This window comes from Photobacterium malacitanum, from assembly GCF_900185615.1.
GTDB lineage: Bacteria > Pseudomonadota > Gammaproteobacteria > Enterobacterales > Vibrionaceae > Photobacterium > Photobacterium malacitanum.
This window is the reverse complement of record NZ_FYAK01000002.1, coordinates 60,063-78,686: the sequence shown is the minus strand read 5'-3', so window position 1 is coordinate 78,686 and position 18,624 is coordinate 60,063. Positions and strand designations below refer to the sequence as shown.

Below are 18,624 nucleotides of genomic sequence, written 5' to 3'. Positions count from 1 at the left end.
GTCACTACTTATGAAAACAATGCGACTTTGGTTTGGCTGCGTCGTTGGTCTCGCTATTACGATGGTATTTGGCTGGTCATACGGATTTTTCGCGGCATTATTACCTATTATTATTATGACCAATGCTGAACACTGGCATTGGAGTAGTTTCCAGCAACTTATTGTGGGCGTTGTTTGGGTCACGATTGAAGTCAGTTTTATTCATGCCTTTTTTCAATCATCGCCCTTACTGTTAACAGTTGTAGTAGGAATTTTCTTCCTCGAAAAGTGTATTGCGATGAGCCATAAAAGCAGTTATTTATTTGGCTTTGTCGGCTTACTTGTCGGTTCAATTGCCCTCAATTTTGCCAGTTATAGCAGCTTTGATTTGGAAGACTTTTCAATTACCTTGTGGTGCTGTGCGCTGGTTACTGTACCTATTTGTGCTCTGGCCTATTTTCTGTTTCCAGAGCCCATCGTTGAAGTGACGGTAGATACGACCCACGATGCACAACGTTATGATCATATTGGTATGATAAGACAAACCGCACTAGGATGGATCATTGCCATGCTGGCATTTGTGGTGTTTCAAGTCGGCGATCTTAATGACTCATTATCAGCCCAAGCCTCTATTATTATTGTACTAGCGCCAATGACCTTAATTGGTTCATTGGCTGCTGCTAAAATACGTATTATTGGTACTTTTCTAGGGTGTTTAGCTGGGTTAATTATTCAAGTCGGACTCTATTCGTGGTCTGATAACGGCATACTCTTTATTATGGCTTATGCCATTGCTGCGGGGTTTTTCTGCTCTTGGCTATCACTTGGCACAATTAAATCGAGTATTGCTTTTTCGGCAATGTCAGCATTAACTGTGCCGCTTACCAGTTCATTAATTCCCGATAAAAAAGATGCTGTATATGCTATTTTTTATCGATTTAGCTCTATTGTTGTTGCGGTTGTTTTAACCTCTGGAGCGATATGGATTATTCATCACTTTTTGATTCGTGTGATCAAATCACCCAATGAATCTTTTGAGCACGGATAATAGTTACCCCATTATTACAAAATATAAAAAAGCCTCCAATGAGGAGGCTAATACACTATAAAATCATTAATGAAAATTAATTACAGAAAACGCGTGCTTGACGTGGAGTATAAATACCAAAAGTCACCACACTCAACAAACCATTAACAAAAGTTTGTTGTACTTCAACCTTAGCAACTTTATCTGCACCGCCACATAATTTCGCAGCATCGACTGTTTTATGTTGGCCAATACCTGAAACAAAGAATGGTTGAGATTTATTTAATTCAGCAGTCTTAGTTTCTGGTGCAGAAGACATCATAAACGTTTGCTGTGCACAACCAGTCATTACAGTCGTCGCCATTAGTGCAGCAAAAATAATTTTTTTCATTGTGTTAGCTCTAAAAGGGGTAAATAAAAGTGATACTCATTTAAGCACATAAATAGCACCTTTCGTATTCCTTTAAAGTATAACAACGTCAACCGTTTATTTATCACCCCACGCGAATACATTTTACACAACCAACTGTAATGGTTATATAAATCATTATGTTATCTATAAATTATTACGCCAAATCATCTTTAGTCACGCTGACACCTTTAATCTGAGCAAACACTTGATCACCGACTTTTAGCGCTAATTCATCTGCTGCCCATGCAGTAATATTGGCCCATAAATGGGTCTCGCCAATACGCAACTTTACTTCAACTCTTTCATCTTCTGCATAATGAATTTTATCAACTCGAGCCGCAAGAATATTACGAATACTGCTGGCTTGAGGATAATGGCGCGCAATTGAAACATCGTTAGAAAATATTCGAACACGTACCCATTCCCCTCGTTGATGAGGCAATTGTGTTACCCACAATGAAGCATCATGACTAAGCATCACCTGAGTAAGTGCATAACGTGGATGATTAAGATTCACTCGCGCACTCAACAACGAACTCTGCTCTTTGGCTGGTAACCAAGGACGCATTTCAGGCGAACTCCACACCGAATTAACATGGCCCGAAATTAATACTTTACCCTGATTAAGCATCACCATTGAATCTGCTAACCGTAAGATCTCATCTAAACTGTGAGTGACATAGATAATCGGCGTATTAACTTCTTTTGCTAGTTTTTCTAAATAAGGCATTAACTCTTGTTTACGAGGCATATCAAGTGAGGCTAACGGCTCATCCATTAGTAGCATATCAGGCTTAGTCAGTAATGCGCGCCCTATTGCCACGCGCTGTTTTTCACCGCCAGAAAGTGAAGCCGGATAACGCTGTAATAATGATGAAATACCCAATAATTTAACCACATCATCAAAGTGCTGCTGGTCGGGGTGCTTAACGCCGTAATTCAAATTGCCTTTAACGGTATAATGTGGAAATAAACGAGCATCTTGAAATACATAGCCGATATTGCGTTGATCTGCACTTAATGCGATCCCTTGTTGGCTATTAAACAACACTCGTTCACCAAGCTGTATATAGCCATTATCGGGATGACTAAGCCCGCTTAGAATATTAACTAACGAGGTTTTACCTGCCCCTGAGCGACCAAAAATAGCGGTGATCCCTTGCATCGGCACATCAAGATCAATCGCTAATGCAAGATCACCGAGTTGCTGAGTAAAACACATTTTAAGTCGTTTTTGGTGGATATTGGTGTTCATTACGCTGCCCCTAATCGTTTTCTGGCAATACGAGTCAGCCATTCAGAGGCAAATAATGATAATAACGCGATAATAATAGCAACCACACACAGTCGAGCCGCTTCACTTTCTGCGCCTGGGGTTTCAATAAAGGAGTACATTGCTAAAGGAATGGTTTGTGTTTGACCTGGAATATTAGACACAAAAGTGATCGTCGCGCCAAACTCACCTAATGCACGTGCAAAGGCTAAAATAGTGCCAGTCAGGATCCCCGGAATCATTAACGGTAAAGTGATGGTCATAAACACTCGCATAGGCGATGCGCCTAAAGTCCGTGCTGCTTGTTCTAGCTTCTTATCTACCCCTTCCAATGCTAATCGAATTGAACGTACCATCAATGGAAACGAGACTACAGCCACTGCCAATGCTGCACCACGCCAACTAAAACTAAAACTAAAACCAAACCATTCATATAACCATTTACCAATTGCACCTTGACGTCCCATAGTGATCAGTAGCAAGTAACCAATCACCACCGGTGGTAACACCAAAGGTAAATGGATCAATCCATCAAATAATGATTTACCCCAAAATTGACGTCGTGCTAACACCCACGCACAACCTATACCTAACGGTAAACTGAAGAACACTGCCACACTGGCAATTTTCAAACTTAGTAGTAACGCTTGTAATTCATATTCAGTGAGCACTAACAACAATCCTGTGGCGTTTTGATTCGTTATAGCAATAGCATAGGTAATCATTGACTTTCAGTCAGCAATGATTTGATTTCTGTGCTTTATTCGCCGTCTTTTTAAACATAATGAGGATAAAACATAACAGGCACTCAGCTGACACTCAGCACCTTGTTCTTCATTCACAAATGCGCATTTTCGCTAACTATTGCTTTGTCACCGGATCAAAACCATAAGATGTAAAGATCGCTGCAGCTTGAGGTTGCTGGAGATACTGATAAAAGCCTTTTGCTGCTGGAGTAACATTACCTTTCACTAATGCCATTGGGTAAACAATCGGCTTATGTGAATCTGCGGGGAATTGATAAACTGTTTTTACTTTTTTAGAAATCTCAGCATCTGTTTTGTATACAATTCCTAATTGCGCTTCACCACGCTCTACTAACACTAATGCAGAACGGACATTATTTGCGCTGGCTAATAATGGCTGTGCTTGTTTCCATAATCCTAACGATGCTAACGCTTGTTTTGCATAAATACCGGCAGGAACATAATTAGGATCCCCTACTGCTAGTCGTGTACCGTCTAATGCTTTGGCTAAATTCCAACTCGCACTCACTTTGATCTTATTTTGTGGGTACGCTAATGGTGCGACCATCACTAAGCTATTTTTAACAATATCTTTGCGAGTATTGGCAGCAATTGCCCCTTGCTGCTGCGCATAATCCATCCACTTTTCATTAGCTGATAAATAGATATTAGCAGGCGCCCCTTGACTAACTTGGCGCGCTAACGCTGATGATGAAGCAAATGATAACGTGGTTTCAACACCCGTTTGCTGTTGATACTTCGCGGCAATTTCATTAAGTGCATTGGTAAGCGATGACGCAGCAAATACCGTCACTTTCTCAGCAGCTAAAGCGGGTTGCGCAAAAAGAGATAATACAGCAGCGGTGAGGACAGCAGATTTTAATGACATAACAGACTCCATATGATTTCGATATATAGTAATGTACATATCGAAATTCACCAAGGACAACTTAATACTAATATCACCTTCTACATTTTAGGCTTTGATGAATATCACTGCTGTATTTATGCTCTATTACAACAGATAAATTTAACAAAATAAGTTTTTCAGAATTAACGATTTCTATGTACAAAAATAAGCATATTATCAATTAAATAATTAATGGTTTATTACCTAATATAGTGAGCAGTATATGAAAATTCTGATCCATGTTAACCAAACTGAACGGTGGGAGGTTGCATTAAATAATGTCAAAAACATCATTGCAATGGATAACACTGCGACCATTGAACTGGCATTAAACGGAGAAACTCCCGCTCTGGTAACATCTACGATGCTGACACAAAATAAACAAACTAATATTATTAGTGATTTTCTGCACCACAATGTCGTGATCACTGTATGTCACCATTCGCTGACTGCATTAACTATTAGTCCTAAACAGCTTTTTGACGGCATTGAAATAGTACCTTCTGGTGCCTATGAAATTGCTCTTCGACAATATCAAGGGTTTGGTTATCTTAAACCTTAACCACTACCTAAAAACATACTAAGATGTTCAATTTTAAATTCTGTAAGATTGATTATTTGAAAAGCAATCGATTACTATTTTTAAAATTGAGCATCTTTATACCTTTTATTTGTTAAAGGTACCTCGCCAATAAGATCTCGATCACAAATAAAAGTAATGCGTAAAATAGTTATTTTCATTCATCTATTGCGCTGTATTATCGGCAAAAATCCATCGTCACGGTAATACATCATGTTTAAAAAAACGTTACTTGCTGTTTCTTTAGCTGCCACATCACTTATTAGCACCTCTGTTTATGCCATCGAAAATGTCGATTTGTTGATAAAAAATGCGACTGTTCTCACTATGGATCAAGACAAAACTGTCTTTGATAATGGTTTGGTCGCTGTCAAAGGTAATAAGATCTATGCTGTTACAGATGGTACTAATATAAGCGAATATAAAGCTGCTAAAACCATTGATGCTGATGGCGATATTGTTATGCCAGGCCTTATCAACTCACATACTCACGCTTCGATGACAGTTTTCCGTTCAATGGCTGATGATGTGCCCGATCGTTTACACCGCTACATTTTCCCATTAGAAAAAAAACTGGTTTCACGTGATATGGTTCGTATTGGCGCGCAACTTGGCAACGTAGAGATGCTAAAAGGCGGCGTCACGACTTATGCTGATATGTATTACTTTGAAGATGAAGTTGCTAAAACTGTAGATCAAATCGGCATGCGTGCGATCTTAGGTGAAACCATTATTCAATTCCCTGTTGCCAGTGCAAAAACACCGGAAGATGGTATTAAATACACCCTTAATTTTATTGAGCAATATAAAGACCACCCACGTATTACTCCAGCATTTGCACCACATGGTCCATACACTAACTCAACCGAAACACTACAAACCATTGCTAAACTATCACTTAAACACGATGTGCCTGTAATGATGCACCTTGCTGAATCTGACCGTGAGCGTGAAGTCATTGCCAAGCGTTCAGGCGGCCTATCGCCTATTCAATATATGGAATCCATTGGTGCATTAAATGCTAACTTCTTGGCGGCTCACGTGATTGATGCTAATGAAGAAGATATCGCTATTTTGAAAAAACATGATGTGGGTGTGGCTCATAACATGAGTGCCAATATCAAATCAGCCAAAGGTGTAGCGCCTGCATTAAAGATGTTTAATGACGGCTTGCGCATTGGTCTCGGTACTGATGGTCCAATGTCTGGTAATACATTAAGCACCATTGATGAATTTAACCAAGTTGCAAAAGTACATAAACTGGTTAATAAAGATCGTGCGGCAATGCCTCCTATCAATGTAATTGAAATGGCAACGATTGGCGCAGCACGTGCTTTACATATGGAAGATAAAATTGGTTCTTTAGAAGTCGGCAAGCTAGCTGATATCATTGTTATTGATACTAAAGCACCTAATATGATCCCAGTATATAATCCTTATTCAGCACTAGTATATTCTGCTTACGCGACCAATGTTAAACACTCAGTGGTTGATGGTAAGTTGCTAATGGAAAACCGTAATATTCTTACTGTTAATGAGAAAACGGTACGAGATGAAGCATTAAAATTTGCAGATGTCGTACGTAAAACCGTCGTTGAAAGCGGCGAAATCGTTCAATAATGTCATATTAATGATGCTAGGAAAGAGTGTATATCAGCACTCTTTTCTATTTTAATCACAAATAATTACCATAACATGTTAAAAGTAATAAGCAGAGGCTTACGCGCCTAGTCATTGTTTTCAGTAGAACTAAGACCATATGTAAAAACTTGCTAATAAACAGCGATAAAGATAATATTAACAATAGCCATCAATTAGCATATGAACACTAATGGATACCAACAAAAGAATATCTGAAGCCTATCGTTATATTGAACCCAACCTTTTTATTATTGGGCTGTTTGGTAGTGTCGGTTTTCCTGCATATTATTTCATTTGGACTTATCTTTTTCCTCAACCTTATGAAAATTTCCCATTACGCTTAGTTTGTATGTTGCTATTTTTACCCTTTGCGATTAAAGATTATATGCCTAAGCTGTTTTTACGCTATAAAGAAAAGCATTTTGTTTTTACTATCTGCTTTGGGTTACCTTTTTTCTTTTGTTATATGATGATACGTAACGAATGGTCAATTGAATGGATCATGTCGTTTATGGCTGCCATTTTTTTATCAATTATAATCATCTATGATTGGCTACTTATTCTTATCTCTACCACAATAGCCGCATGTACCGCAGCTCTCATCGGCTATCTAACTATGGGGAACATTAGCCATGGTTTCCATTATTCCTATGTTATTATATTTAGCTTTTCTTACTTTACTGGCATCTGTTTTAATTACCGAAACCGAATAGAAATAGAGAGTAAGCAACTGTTTTCAAGATCATTTAGTAGTGGTATCGCTCATGAAATGCGTAACCCTCTAGGTGCATTATATGCATCTCAAGAAGTCTTATTAGAACTCTTACCTGAAAGTTTAACTGATGATCCTCAGCATAATCGTCTAATATCTAACGCTGAAATAACCAAATTACGGAATATCATTAAAGATAATATTTCAATAATAAATAATGGCCATAGCACAATAAATCTATTACTTAGCTCTATTGATAGTCAAAAAATATCACCCCATACTTTTCACCATCTTTCTATTAATGATGTTATTAACGAGACGCTTGACGTATATGGTTATCAAACAAAAAACGATCGAGATTTAATCTTTCTTCAAATAAACAAAGACAACATTTTATTCGGTAATGAAATTCTTCTTCGCTATGTTTTCTTTAATTTATTAAAAAATTCTTTTTATTACAAAGAAAAAACTAATTTTAAAATATTTATCTCTGTGTATAGTAAAAAAAATGAAACAATTATTAGTGTTAAAGATTACGGTAAAGGTATCCCTTTAGCATTAATTAAAAACATATTTGAAGAATATTATACATCAGGGAAAAAGAATAATACTGGCTTGGGACTTTCTTTCTGTAAAAAAGTGATTGATGCCTTTGCGGGAAAAATTGAATGTTACTCAACAGAAAATGTATCAACCACATTTATCATTCGATTACCTAGCATTTCCTCCCCTATTATAGATAAAATTAAATATGATCTCATGGCGATAAAATCAGTAATGTATATAGGTAATCAAAGTAAAATACTATCTGATATTAATCATCTTGCCTTTTTTTATAATTTCACTCTTTATCGTAAAAAGAACTCATCAAATAATATTATTGATATTGATATTGATATTGATATTGATATTGATATTGATATTGATAGCGATAATTATGACTGTATTATTATTGATATAAATTCTATTGATAGTCATTTACTTAAAAAAATACAACATAAAATTGATACAACAACAATTAACATTATATTAATTTCACATACAGATTATGACAATAAAATAATTTTATCTGACACATACAAATCATATTTATTTGAATATAACCATATTGAAGTGTTACAGAAAAAACTTATAAACCAATTATTCAGTAAAAGAAAACCTAATAACAGTCTGCCATCACCTGCGAGTGTAACTAAAAATAGGATCATGATTGTTGATGATAATATTTCACTACGTTTATACTCTGGCATTTTGCTAAAAAATGCAGGTTATGATGTAGTTGAAGCTGATAATGGACTTACTGCTCTCAATTATTTACAAGAATCCGCAGTTGATCTGATTTTAATCGATTCACAAATGCCTGTTATGTCCGGTATTGAAGCAACCAAAGAAATCAGAACTAATAACAAATACCATGCACACCAACATATACCTATCATTTGTTATTCTGGTTCATTAAATAAAGACCAAAAAGAATCTTTCCTCAATGTGGGTATAACAGATTTACTCTTAAAACCATCATCAAAAGCAATGTTGCTGCGTACTGTCCATAAATGGCTTCACACATAGTATTAACTAAAGTAGGTATAAGTAATTATACCTACTTTATACTATGTCTTAGTTCGACAATTTACGTCGACCGTAAACAGCTAGTGACATCATCATCAACCAAAATAGAGATAAACTGCCGCCAGAGCCGCCGCCATTATCATGATTTTGAGGCCATTGTGTATTAGAGTCTAATAAATTAATACTCGCTGGCATCACTTCATCATCAGTAACAGCCACTAAATACGTACCTTGATTAGTATCGGCATTATCAAATAATGGATATACCTGATCAAAAGGTAACGTTACTACTGTTGTCTTACTACCAGCTGCAAAGCTAACCTCTATAGGCGCTAAAGCCGCTTGCTTATCACCATGCACCTTGGTTGCAACATAAACAGTCGCTTGCTGTGCATTATCAATATCTTTGCTTCTAGTAAGGGTAACTTCAAATTGTTGCGCATTGATATCTTCACGTGGTGAAGCCACTAATGTCTGTACGCCAGTTAGTGGTGTAAGGTTTTCTTTCTTGATTGCACTATGATTAAGGAGTTTAGCAACATCTGCAGTACCTTGATCACAACCAGCTTGACCATTCATAAACGGTAAGCCATTCGCGTGATTATAGCTAGTGAAGCCTGACATTAGGCTGGTTGTGCCTTCAGCATTACATTGCTTAGTACCATAGCCATTTTTAAACAGTTCTTGGGTACTATTAGCAGTATTTGCTTTAGTATGTTTAGCACCAAAAGTGTGGCCAACTTCATGTGCATAAACAAATTGGTAGCGCTTATTAACAACACTATCAGCACTTAACACTAATGGCGTATTGTTCATTTCTGCGAAGTCTTCATCTCCCATCGGTGAACGTGCATGGCCTTTGGTAGTATTTGATAGCTGCGCTGCAAAAGTAGTTAAGGTATTTTTAATGATACTTGGATCATTTTGGATCATTTGCTCTATATTTTCAGAAACTTCTTCAATAGTGGCATAAGGATAATCAAGATAAGTTACCGTTGCTGGAACAAGATGAATATCAATATTATAATGGTCCCAGACTCTATTTGCTTGCACGATATTTTGATAATGACCAACAACCCACTGTGAAGCGGTTGGCTGGTTTGATAAATCAGTTGGTAAAATTAACGGCGATTCAAAATTAGCAGCATTTACAGTGCCAGTAAACATTGCTAATAATAAGCATAATTTTTTCTTTTGCATGATTTTCCTTTTTAAAATAATACAACATTGATTATTTAATGAAGTGAAGTCTCTTTTCTTTCGTGATGTAAATAAATACTACAGAGGCTGAAAACAATATCAAGCGTTAATTTTATTTATATTTAAATATCCCCTGAAAGATTATTACCAGACGAAAAACGTATTTAAAACACCATTAAAATAAAACAATCATTTATATTATAAAAAATAAATAAGCCTACTAAATACTATTAGCAGGCTTAATACCATTTAATTAGTTAATACTATACTTTTAACTATTACTACATATTAGCTATTATTATGAGACTAGTTTTAGATTAATATTCATCATGGAGCATGCATTTAAGATAATATTAATCTCTTTATCAGTTAATTCACTATTCACCGAAAATCGAATTAAATTTTTATTTTTTGGTGTTGCAGGAGAACAAAAAACAGAACCAAAAACGTTCATATCCTCTAAATAATCACGCATAATTTCAGTATTCGTTTCATTACCTGTTTCTAAGGCAATAATCTGTGACTGACTTTGAATAGTAAATCCAAGTTTAATCAACCCAAAACGTAATTTATCAGCTTGCTCTACCAATCGTGAACGACGTTCGTCACTGTTTTTGATGACATTTAATGTCGCTTGTAATACCGAAATTTCATGAGGTAATAAAGCAGAACTAAAAATAGCCGGTCGTGCTACAAAAGGTAACGCTTGCCCTACTTTATGGCTGCACAATATCGCCCCTGCACGATAAGCAAACGCTTTTGCTAAACTAACTGTTATAAAATCGACATCATCCGTTAACCCTAATTCAGCAACGAGGCCTGCACCTTGTGGTCCATGAGTGCCTAGCGAGTGCGATTCATCAACCAAAATAGCACAGCCATAACATTTAGCTAATGCGACAATTTCAGTTAATGGTGCAACAGTACCTAGCGTACTATAAACCGAATCAACTAAAATCAATCCAGGGCCATTACGTTTAATCAGCTTTTCTAAATGACGAACGTTATTATGTAAAAAACTATGAATTTGTGCTGCTGCTATCCGTGCGCCTTCCCATAAAGACATATGTGCAAAAAAATCAATATAAACAGGCGTATTAGCCGGTAAGATAGTCTGGATTAATCCAACATTAGCCGCCCACCCTGACTGAGACAAAATGCAATGCTCAAAACCTGTGTAATCAGCAAGCTGATGTTCAAATGAATGATCATCCTCTTTATGTAGGAATATTGCAGACATAACAACATCTTTTTTATTATTACGTAACGCATCAATATATACCTTACGAATATAATCATGATTTGAAATTGCTAAGTAATCATTACTTTGCAATAACACACTATTCTCTGTAGGCTTTTTCCCTAATACTAAATGTTGTTGGTTTTTTCGAGGATAAATAAGCTCTTCTAAATGATGTTCAATTTTTTTTTACAAATTCAGGTAGCGTTTTAGGCGAATTATAGATTGTCATTGATATATACCTTTTATTAAAATAACGTTATTCACACAATTATAAATAACACCGGTATATTATTTATTAATACAACCACACACAACCATTTCTTTTTGTTATCTAACTTCAATTAACCTACTCTGTGATTTAATAATATGAGAAACTGTATGGAAAAATAATCACACAGAGAAAACAATGAAATACAGCGCAGCAATTTTTGATATGGACGGATTATTGCTTGATACTGAAAAAGTCTGCATGGCAGCATTTCAGCAAACATGTATTGAAATGGATATCCCTTTTAAACGTGATATTTATCTTAACATTATTGGTCGAAATCAAGCTGGTATAAAACCGATTATTGAACAGGGGTATGGCGATAGCCTTAATTATGCTGCTTTTCATCCCCGTTGGATGCAACATTATCATGCTGTTGTTGAACATCAGGCTATTCCTGTAAAGAAAGGCGTCATCGCATTATTAACATGGCTACAAGCACAAAATATTGCTATGGTCGTTGCAACATCAACCCATAATGCATTAGCACATAAAAAACTCCATCTAGCTGGGCTGTCTCAATATTTTTCACACATAACCAGCGGCGATGAAGTGGTTAATGGTAAACCTGCCCCTGAGATATACCTGCTTGCAGCGCAGCGCTTAAATCTTAAACCTCAACAATGCCTAGCTTTTGAAGATTCAAATAATGGCGTAAAAGCTGCCGTTGCTGCAAATATGACAACCTTGCAAATCATTGATCTAGTTGAACCAGATACTGACACTCGCGCTTTGGGCCATCACATTTTTAATACTATGGATGAAGCATTAACATTTTTAAAAGCCGTTTAATCAACATATAACGTACTAATAAGTAATAAAAAAGTCCACCGTTATAATTAACAGGTGGACTTTTTTCATCCGTTTTACTTAGAGCAAGCTAATCCGTTACTTCACTGCATTTGCTATCTGTGTGGTTAACTCACCCACAGCAGTTGATAATGCTTCAACTTGCGCACTGTAACCGTCTTTTGCAAGTGGAACACTAAATTCAAATGGGTGTACCGTTTGCAAATTACCATTAGCACCAATAATCATCCACTCACCAGCAACATTCGCTACTCCAGTATATACACCATTAAACTGGTTAATACGTACTTGTAACCGTGACGCTCCCGTTGTTGATAATGTTGGCGTTAACTGTGTAGCCCATAAATGATGTTGCTTTTGACGCAAATCATGAGTAATGCGGCGCGTTAACTGTTTTGCTAATGACTCACCCCATAAGTTTTGTTGGGCTTCAACCATTTCAGTTGCCGAGGTTTGATAAACTAAACCATTCCCCGCTAAATGGGCAGCTACCTCAACAGGACGTACGATTAATAATGGCTGATGAGTTGCGTGCGATACTGTTAGCGTCTTCCCTGCTGGTAACAAGAATGTATTTACCCCTTCAGGCGCACTACTACAACCACTAGCGGCTAACGTAATTGCTGCGATGACAAACCATTTTTTCATTATTTACGACCTCCAACAGGTACTGGATCTTTTGTTTTCTCATCACCAAACACAAGTGAATTTGGTTTTTCATTGATTTGACGTAACACCGGTTGAAGTTCAGTCATAACAGCTTCGAAACGAGTTAACGCACCTTCAAGGTTCTGATATGGCGCAGCATCAGGACCAAAACCATTAAGGGTTGTTTGGATCTGTTTAAGGCTTGCACGTACATCACCAGGTAATGCTTGAGTATCTTTTTGCTTTAATAATCGATCTAAATCGTTGATCGCTTTTTGCATCGTCGCCATTGTTTTTTCAGATGCTTTTAATGTCGCTGTCATTGAATTTAAGGTGTCTTCAACTGGCAACTTATTAAATTTATTCAGTAAATTAGTTAATTGCTTCTGTACCTCAGCCAAATCACCCGCTTTAGTTGGAAAGATCTCATAACCATCATAGGTCATTAATTTCACAGGTTTTTCTTCTTTATAAACATCAGTACCAATATACAATGCACCGGTTAATAAATTACCTGTTTTCAATGTTGCACGTAGACCAAGTTTAAATTCTTTTTCAAGATTTGTTTTCAGTGAAGCAAGTGTACCTTCATCTGAACGATCATAAACGCGTCCTAAATCAATACGCACCAATACTGGAATTTGTTTGCTAGTGAAACCTTCTTGACTGGTCGGTAAACGTAAAGGTACTTTTTGTACGGTACCAATTTGAATTCCACGATACTCAATCGGAGCACCAGCTTTTAGTCCTCGAATCGATTCACTAAACAACATTACAAAATCAAGGTGTCTCTCAAACATTTTTTCACGTACAGCCGCACGGTTATCATACAAACGATAATAGGATTTTTGCTTCAGTTGAGGTGTACCTTGATCATCTGCTGGTGTTGTAAATGTCACACCACCAGTTATTAATGATTCTAAAGAGCCAATTTTAACATTAAAGCCTTCAGCACCCACTTGCACTTTTACACCAGAAGCTAGAATGAAATTGCTGCTAGTACGCACTAAGCTATCATAAGGTTCAAAAATAAATAGTTGATAATTAGCACGTTTACTATTGATATCAAAACTGACTTTCTCTACTCGACCAACAGTAAAACCATCATAAAGTACCGGATCACCAACACCCAATTTACCTGCTTGACGACTGGTTAAAATAACTCGTAAACCTTTCGCATCAGCTGGCGCGACCGGAGGAACATCTAACGCGACAAAATGATCTTTATCTTTCTTTCCTTCACCTGGTTGCATTTCAATATATGAACCAGAGAGTAATGTATCTAATCCAGATACACCCCCTTTACCTATGCGCGGCTTAACCACCCAAAATAGAGTGTCATTTTTAAGCATTCGGCCAGTATCATTGTTCATCTGGGCTGTCACGGTGATATAGCTGTAATCTTTACTTAGTTGAACTTTTGTAACGACACCAACTTTTACATTCAACGATTTGATTGCTGTTTTTCCAACTTCAATACCTGATGCATTTGGTAATCGAATCGTGATCACAGGTCCTTGACTATTAAGGTATTGAACAAACATCCAAATACCAATAGCAAGTGCAACTAGTGGAACGATCCATATTGGCGACACTTGTTTCAAACGTTGTACTTTTGCCTCTGCTGGCTGGTTATCACTCATAATCTGCTTTCTCATTTATGTACACTAGGCACTTCTGAATTGGATTCAGGAGCATCTAACTCTGAATCTTGCTTACATGGTTTATTTTTTGGTGTCCAAAATATCCGCGGATCAAAATTCATCGCAGATAACATCGTAAAGATCACCACTGTCGCAAAGCATAACGCTGCAGGACCCGGTGAAATTGCCATCACATTTTGTAACTGTACTAAAGCAACTAAGATAGCAACCACAAAGATATCAACCATAGACCAACGGCCGATAAATTCTGTTAAGCGGTATAATTTTAACCGTTTAATGGCGACATGACTTGAGTCATCAGCGCGTTTACCAGCACAATAATAAAGCCATGCTAAGGTAAACATTTTTGCCATAGGAATAAAAATACTCGCTATAAATATCACTAACGCTATCGGCCATGATCCCATTTTCCAAAGTAAAACAACGCCACCAAGGATCGTTGAACCTTCGGTTTGCCCTAAACTTACGGTATACATCATTGGATATAAATTGGCAGGAATATAAAACACTATCGATGCCAGTAAATAAGCCCACGAATATTGCAATGAATGGTTCGCGTTAAAAACATGTAATTGACTATCACAACGCAAACATCGTGCTTTATGTGACCTTGGTAGTGGATTAATTTGATTACAGGCATGACAACCCACATGATTATGATCTAAATGAGTATCACCAGCACGCACACCTTCTACAGGTTTCATAGCAAAGAACTGATCCCACAACCAGGTTCTATCAACTAATGACACACATTTCACGACTAACACACTATAAAGACAAAAAGCCCAAAATGAGTTGCCTAAACCAATATGTGCTAATGCAGAAATTTTTACCAGACTGACTAAAACGCCAATTAAAAAAACATCAACCATTAGCCAAGGTTGAATAGTAAATATGATGCGGCATAAAAATTTTATCCAAGCGCGATCATGAACAACATGGCCAACATTCTTTACTTTATGAGCATGATAATAAAGATATAACACCAGCATTATATATACTGCTGGAAAAACAAGAACAGTTATCATTAATAAAATAGCTAATACACTATTTTCAAAATGTTGTAATGTTTCAGCTGCATTTAACAGTGTAATTTGATGCCCCATACCATTAACTGTAAAAGAAAGAAATGGAAATGACAGGCTCAAGACTAGCATCAACAAACAAGCAATACCGTAAGCAACTGGGCGTTGAAAAGGTAAACTAACAGCCTTCGTTAATGTATGGCCACACCGAGGGCAGGTTGCTTTATCACCTTCATTTAAATCAGGGATATCAACGACTAACCCACACTCTTCACACGCAACCATCATTGATTGTTGCACGTCAATCGCCTCTCGTGCGGGCTTAATTTCATTACTCAACGTACATCACCTATAACAAAAATCTGATGGTATAATTCACTGATATTCTAGAGATTGTTTTAAAAACAAACACATGCAAGCGAACTATCGCAGATCAATTCGAACTAGTTTATAAATAAATTTAATTTAAATAAATAGTATTATCTATACTTTCTGATTCAGTAGCTATCCAATACTACTCTACTTATTAGAGCTCATTTTGAACGGTATACATTATAGCAGTATTCTCAATTAATACTGTAGTAGATTTAACTTCTCATCATTTAAACAGATATCTAAAGACGACCTTCTAACTCAAATTACTGCTAAATTTCACTATTTTTACATAAAAAGCTAATTATTATTTTTTAGTAGTGTTTTATAGTAACTTTCAGTTAAAAACATAAGAAATTGTTACAAATAAAGACTATTCATCAATCATTATAAAGCAGTAAAATGCCACATAATTAGCTATCACTACGTTTTCTAATGAAAAAGACACCACAGCATGAACATTAGCCATAGTATTAGAAAAAAAATCATCCACTACACTTTACTATGTCTAAGCTTATTAATTGTATTTAATATCTCTTATTGGTCTTATAACCAATATAACAATATTCATAAATTACTTTCACGGAATAAAACTGTTACAGAAAATAACGTTGCAACTATTATTAGCAAGCATACTAATCTACTCACCGCTATTTCAAATGATGATATAGTCAAAGATACGTCATTATTATTGACACAACGAATTGAAATTGTACGTCCTTATCAAGAAGCTTTTAATATCGAAATATTAGGTATCAGTGATATTAAAGGCAACGCAGTAACAACATATAGCGATAGTATAGAAAATATTAGTTATCGTAGCTATTTCCAACAAGCAATACAAAAAAACAAACTAGCAATAAGTAATCTAATCTATTCTCCTATTTCTAATAGCTATGTTTATATTATATGCAAAGCTTTCACTAACGCCGATGATAGCGGTACTATTTTTGCATCTGTCTCATATGCTGAAATAAAGAATGCACTTGCTTATCAAGAAAATACTAGCATTAGAAATGCTATTTTAAATAATTGCCGAGACTCAAATAATAACTGTAGAAATATTAAAGTACTTAAAGGTGATAAGCTTTATTCTTCATTAGATAGTAAACAAATATCAAAAAACATTACTGATAAAAAAACATTTAACTATTACACAATCAATAATAATTATCAACTTGAAAGATTAACACTTGCCCCATTAAAAAATACACCATGGTATTTATTAACAACACTTAATTACAATCAATATTTAAAAGATAAATTTATATTCATTATCATAAATATTTTAATTTCTATTTTAGCATCCGTTGGCCTTGGCTTTTATTTAATGAAAAAGGTATCTATCATTACATCACCTATTGATGACTTCATTAAAGAAAGTGCAGGTATTATACCAATTCAATCACAGTCAAATAATGACAATATTGCTATAAATCATCACTTTAACAACATTATTAGCACAACTAAAGATGGGGTATATTGCTCACGTACTAATTTATTCAACCGCAAATATTTCATTCAACATGCGAATGCTACCATTCAAAAATATCCTGCTGATTTCGCATTGTTATTTATTGATTTAGATAATCTAAAAACAATTAATGACACATTAGGTCATCATTATGGGGACGATGTTATTGCAATGTTTGCTCAGCATGTAACTTCATTTTTTAATCATCCTACCGATTTAATTGGTCGATTTGGAGGAGATGAATTTATTGTTCTCACCAAAAACTTCAATAAAGAATTAGATTTAATTGCTAAATTACAACAGTTAATTGTAGATCTTAATGGTTCTGTAAGTAACGCTACTTTAACGATTCCGTTTTCAGCCTCTATTGGCGTTGCGCTGACAGATAATGAAACACGAGATATCGAGCAATTGATTATTAATGCAGATAAAGCTGTTTATGACAGTAAGAAAAAAGGCAAAAACTGTTATAGCTTTTATATTCGCCATTAAAAAAAGCCCCTAATTACATATACTCTTTCTAGTTAAGAGTATTTAGGGGCTTTCTATCAAATAATTATATTTTAATCTTGCTGTACTGCTGGTATTGGAAATAAGCGATCATAAGCAATATTATAAACATACGCATAAATAAGATAAAAAATCACCATACCAATATCAAGTATAAAAGCTTCCCAAAGAGTCACTTTCAGCACCCATGACAAAATTGGAATAGTTACAACAAGTAGACCAGCTTCAAATCCAAGACTATGAACAATGCGGATAACAGTTGTTTTTTCTGCTGTTTTATAGCGACGGTACAACATACGATCAAACCATATATTATAAATATAGTTCCAACCCGTTGCTAAAATTGAAAAAGCAATCCCTACTACGCCAATATGACTCCCATTAAACCCGAATTGACTTAATACTCCCACCAATAAAATTAGGCCAATAACTTCAAAACAAACCGCATGGCGAATACGATCCAACCGCGTTCTCATCAAAAATTTCCTCAGTACATTTATTTTTTATCATTGATAGCTTTTACACATATTACTATAAATGATTTTTTGCTCTTAACAAGCT

The 18,624-nt window shown here is 35.8% G+C and carries 15 protein-coding genes and 1 pseudogene; 6 read left to right on the top strand and 10 right to left on the bottom strand.

What is annotated here, in order from left to right:
- Nucleotides 1–10 precede the first annotated feature (10 nt).
- The gene (locus tag PMAL9190_RS05495; protein ID WP_087844275.1) at nt 11–1,027 is read left to right on the top strand and encodes a DUF2955 domain-containing protein; all 1,017 of its coding nucleotides are present in this window, start codon (nt 11–13) and stop codon (nt 1,025–1,027) included.
- A 76-nt stretch (nt 1,028–1,103) separates the two neighbouring features.
- On the opposite strand, the gene PMAL9190_RS05490 is transcribed toward PMAL9190_RS05495, so the two are convergent.
- From PMAL9190_RS05490 to modA, 4 genes are all read right to left on the bottom strand, one after another.
- Nucleotides 1,104–1,397 carry a Bor family protein gene (locus tag PMAL9190_RS05490; RefSeq protein ID WP_087844274.1) on the bottom strand — a complete coding sequence of 98 codons (294 nt, stop codon included), beginning with the start codon at nt 1,395–1,397 and terminating at the stop codon, nt 1,104–1,106.
- Between the two features lie 175 nt (nt 1,398–1,572).
- Complete coding sequence (gene modC, locus PMAL9190_RS05485; protein ID WP_087844273.1) at nt 1,573–2,673, bottom strand: molybdenum ABC transporter ATP-binding protein ModC; 1,101 nt, start codon at nt 2,671–2,673, stop codon at nt 1,573–1,575.
- Nucleotides 2,673–3,362 carry a molybdate ABC transporter permease subunit gene (gene modB / locus PMAL9190_RS05480; RefSeq protein WP_087844920.1) on the bottom strand — a complete coding sequence of 230 codons (690 nt, stop codon included), beginning with the start codon at nt 3,360–3,362 and terminating at the stop codon, nt 2,673–2,675. The genes modC and modB overlap by 1 nt, the downstream gene beginning before the upstream one ends.
- Nucleotides 3,363–3,552: 190 nt before the next feature.
- On the bottom strand, nt 3,553–4,326 hold the full coding sequence (modA, locus tag PMAL9190_RS05475; RefSeq protein ID WP_087844272.1) for a molybdate ABC transporter substrate-binding protein: 774 nt from the start codon (nt 4,324–4,326) through the stop codon (nt 3,553–3,555).
- A 244-nt stretch (nt 4,327–4,570) separates the two neighbouring features.
- On the opposite strand from modA, the gene PMAL9190_RS05470 reads away from it, so the two are divergent.
- The 3 genes from PMAL9190_RS05470 (at nt 4,571) to PMAL9190_RS05460 (ending at nt 8,849) form a co-directional block, all read left to right on the top strand.
- Complete coding sequence (locus tag PMAL9190_RS05470) at nt 4,571–4,909, top strand: DsrE family protein (protein WP_087844271.1); 339 nt, start codon at nt 4,571–4,573, stop codon at nt 4,907–4,909.
- Between the two features lie 231 nt (nt 4,910–5,140).
- Nucleotides 5,141–6,547, top strand: a complete 1,407-nt coding sequence (locus PMAL9190_RS05465; protein ID WP_087844270.1) for an amidohydrolase — start codon at nt 5,141–5,143, stop codon at nt 6,545–6,547.
- 211 nt (nt 6,548–6,758) lie between these two features.
- Nucleotides 6,759–8,849 carry a hybrid sensor histidine kinase/response regulator gene (locus PMAL9190_RS05460; protein WP_087844269.1) on the top strand — a complete coding sequence of 697 codons (2,091 nt, stop codon included), beginning with the start codon at nt 6,759–6,761 and terminating at the stop codon, nt 8,847–8,849.
- A gap of 48 nt (nt 8,850–8,897) precedes the next feature.
- On the opposite strand, the gene PMAL9190_RS05455 is transcribed toward PMAL9190_RS05460, so the two are convergent.
- Together PMAL9190_RS05455 and cqsA are read right to left on the bottom strand one after the other, a co-directional pair.
- Entirely contained in the window at nt 8,898–10,049 is a 1,152-nt protein-coding gene (locus tag PMAL9190_RS05455) for a M12 family metallo-peptidase (RefSeq protein ID WP_087844268.1), read from the bottom strand.
- A 298-nt stretch (nt 10,050–10,347) separates the two neighbouring features.
- Nucleotides 10,348–11,521: pseudogene (gene cqsA / locus PMAL9190_RS05450) on the bottom strand (alpha-hydroxyketone-type quorum-sensing autoinducer synthase).
- Between the two features lie 177 nt (nt 11,522–11,698).
- On the opposite strand from cqsA, the gene PMAL9190_RS05445 reads away from it, so the two are divergent.
- Nucleotides 11,699–12,352, top strand: a complete 654-nt coding sequence (locus PMAL9190_RS05445; RefSeq protein ID WP_087844267.1) for an HAD family hydrolase — start codon at nt 11,699–11,701, stop codon at nt 12,350–12,352.
- 96 nt (nt 12,353–12,448) lie between these two features.
- Here PMAL9190_RS05445 and PMAL9190_RS05440 read toward each other — a convergent pair whose 3' ends face one another.
- Genes PMAL9190_RS05440 through PMAL9190_RS05430 form a run of 3 tightly spaced genes read right to left on the bottom strand, consistent with a single transcriptional unit; the run spans nt 12,449 to nt 15,995 of the window.
- Nucleotides 12,449–13,018 (bottom strand): PqiC family protein, encoded by a 570-nt coding sequence (locus PMAL9190_RS05440; protein WP_087844266.1) that lies wholly within the window; start codon nt 13,016–13,018, stop codon nt 12,449–12,451.
- Nucleotides 13,018–14,661 carry an intermembrane transport protein PqiB gene (gene pqiB / locus PMAL9190_RS05435; protein ID WP_087844265.1) on the bottom strand — a complete coding sequence of 548 codons (1,644 nt, stop codon included), beginning with the start codon at nt 14,659–14,661 and terminating at the stop codon, nt 13,018–13,020. The genes PMAL9190_RS05440 and pqiB overlap by 1 nt, the downstream gene beginning before the upstream one ends.
- A gap of 11 nt (nt 14,662–14,672) precedes the next feature.
- Nucleotides 14,673–15,995 (bottom strand): paraquat-inducible protein A, encoded by a 1,323-nt coding sequence (locus PMAL9190_RS05430; protein WP_087844919.1) that lies wholly within the window; start codon nt 15,993–15,995, stop codon nt 14,673–14,675.
- Nucleotides 15,996–16,533: 538 nt separating this feature from the next.
- On the opposite strand from PMAL9190_RS05430, the gene PMAL9190_RS05425 reads away from it, so the two are divergent.
- On the top strand, nt 16,534–18,045 hold the full coding sequence (locus PMAL9190_RS05425; protein WP_087844264.1) for a sensor domain-containing diguanylate cyclase: 1,512 nt from the start codon (nt 16,534–16,536) through the stop codon (nt 18,043–18,045).
- Between the two features lie 71 nt (nt 18,046–18,116).
- Here the strand turns inward: PMAL9190_RS05425 and PMAL9190_RS05420 are convergent, their stop codons facing one another.
- Nucleotides 18,117–18,539, bottom strand: coding sequence for a PACE efflux transporter (locus PMAL9190_RS05420; protein WP_087844263.1), 423 nt, complete (start codon nt 18,537–18,539; stop codon nt 18,117–18,119).
- Nucleotides 18,540–18,624: the final 85 nt, after the last annotated feature.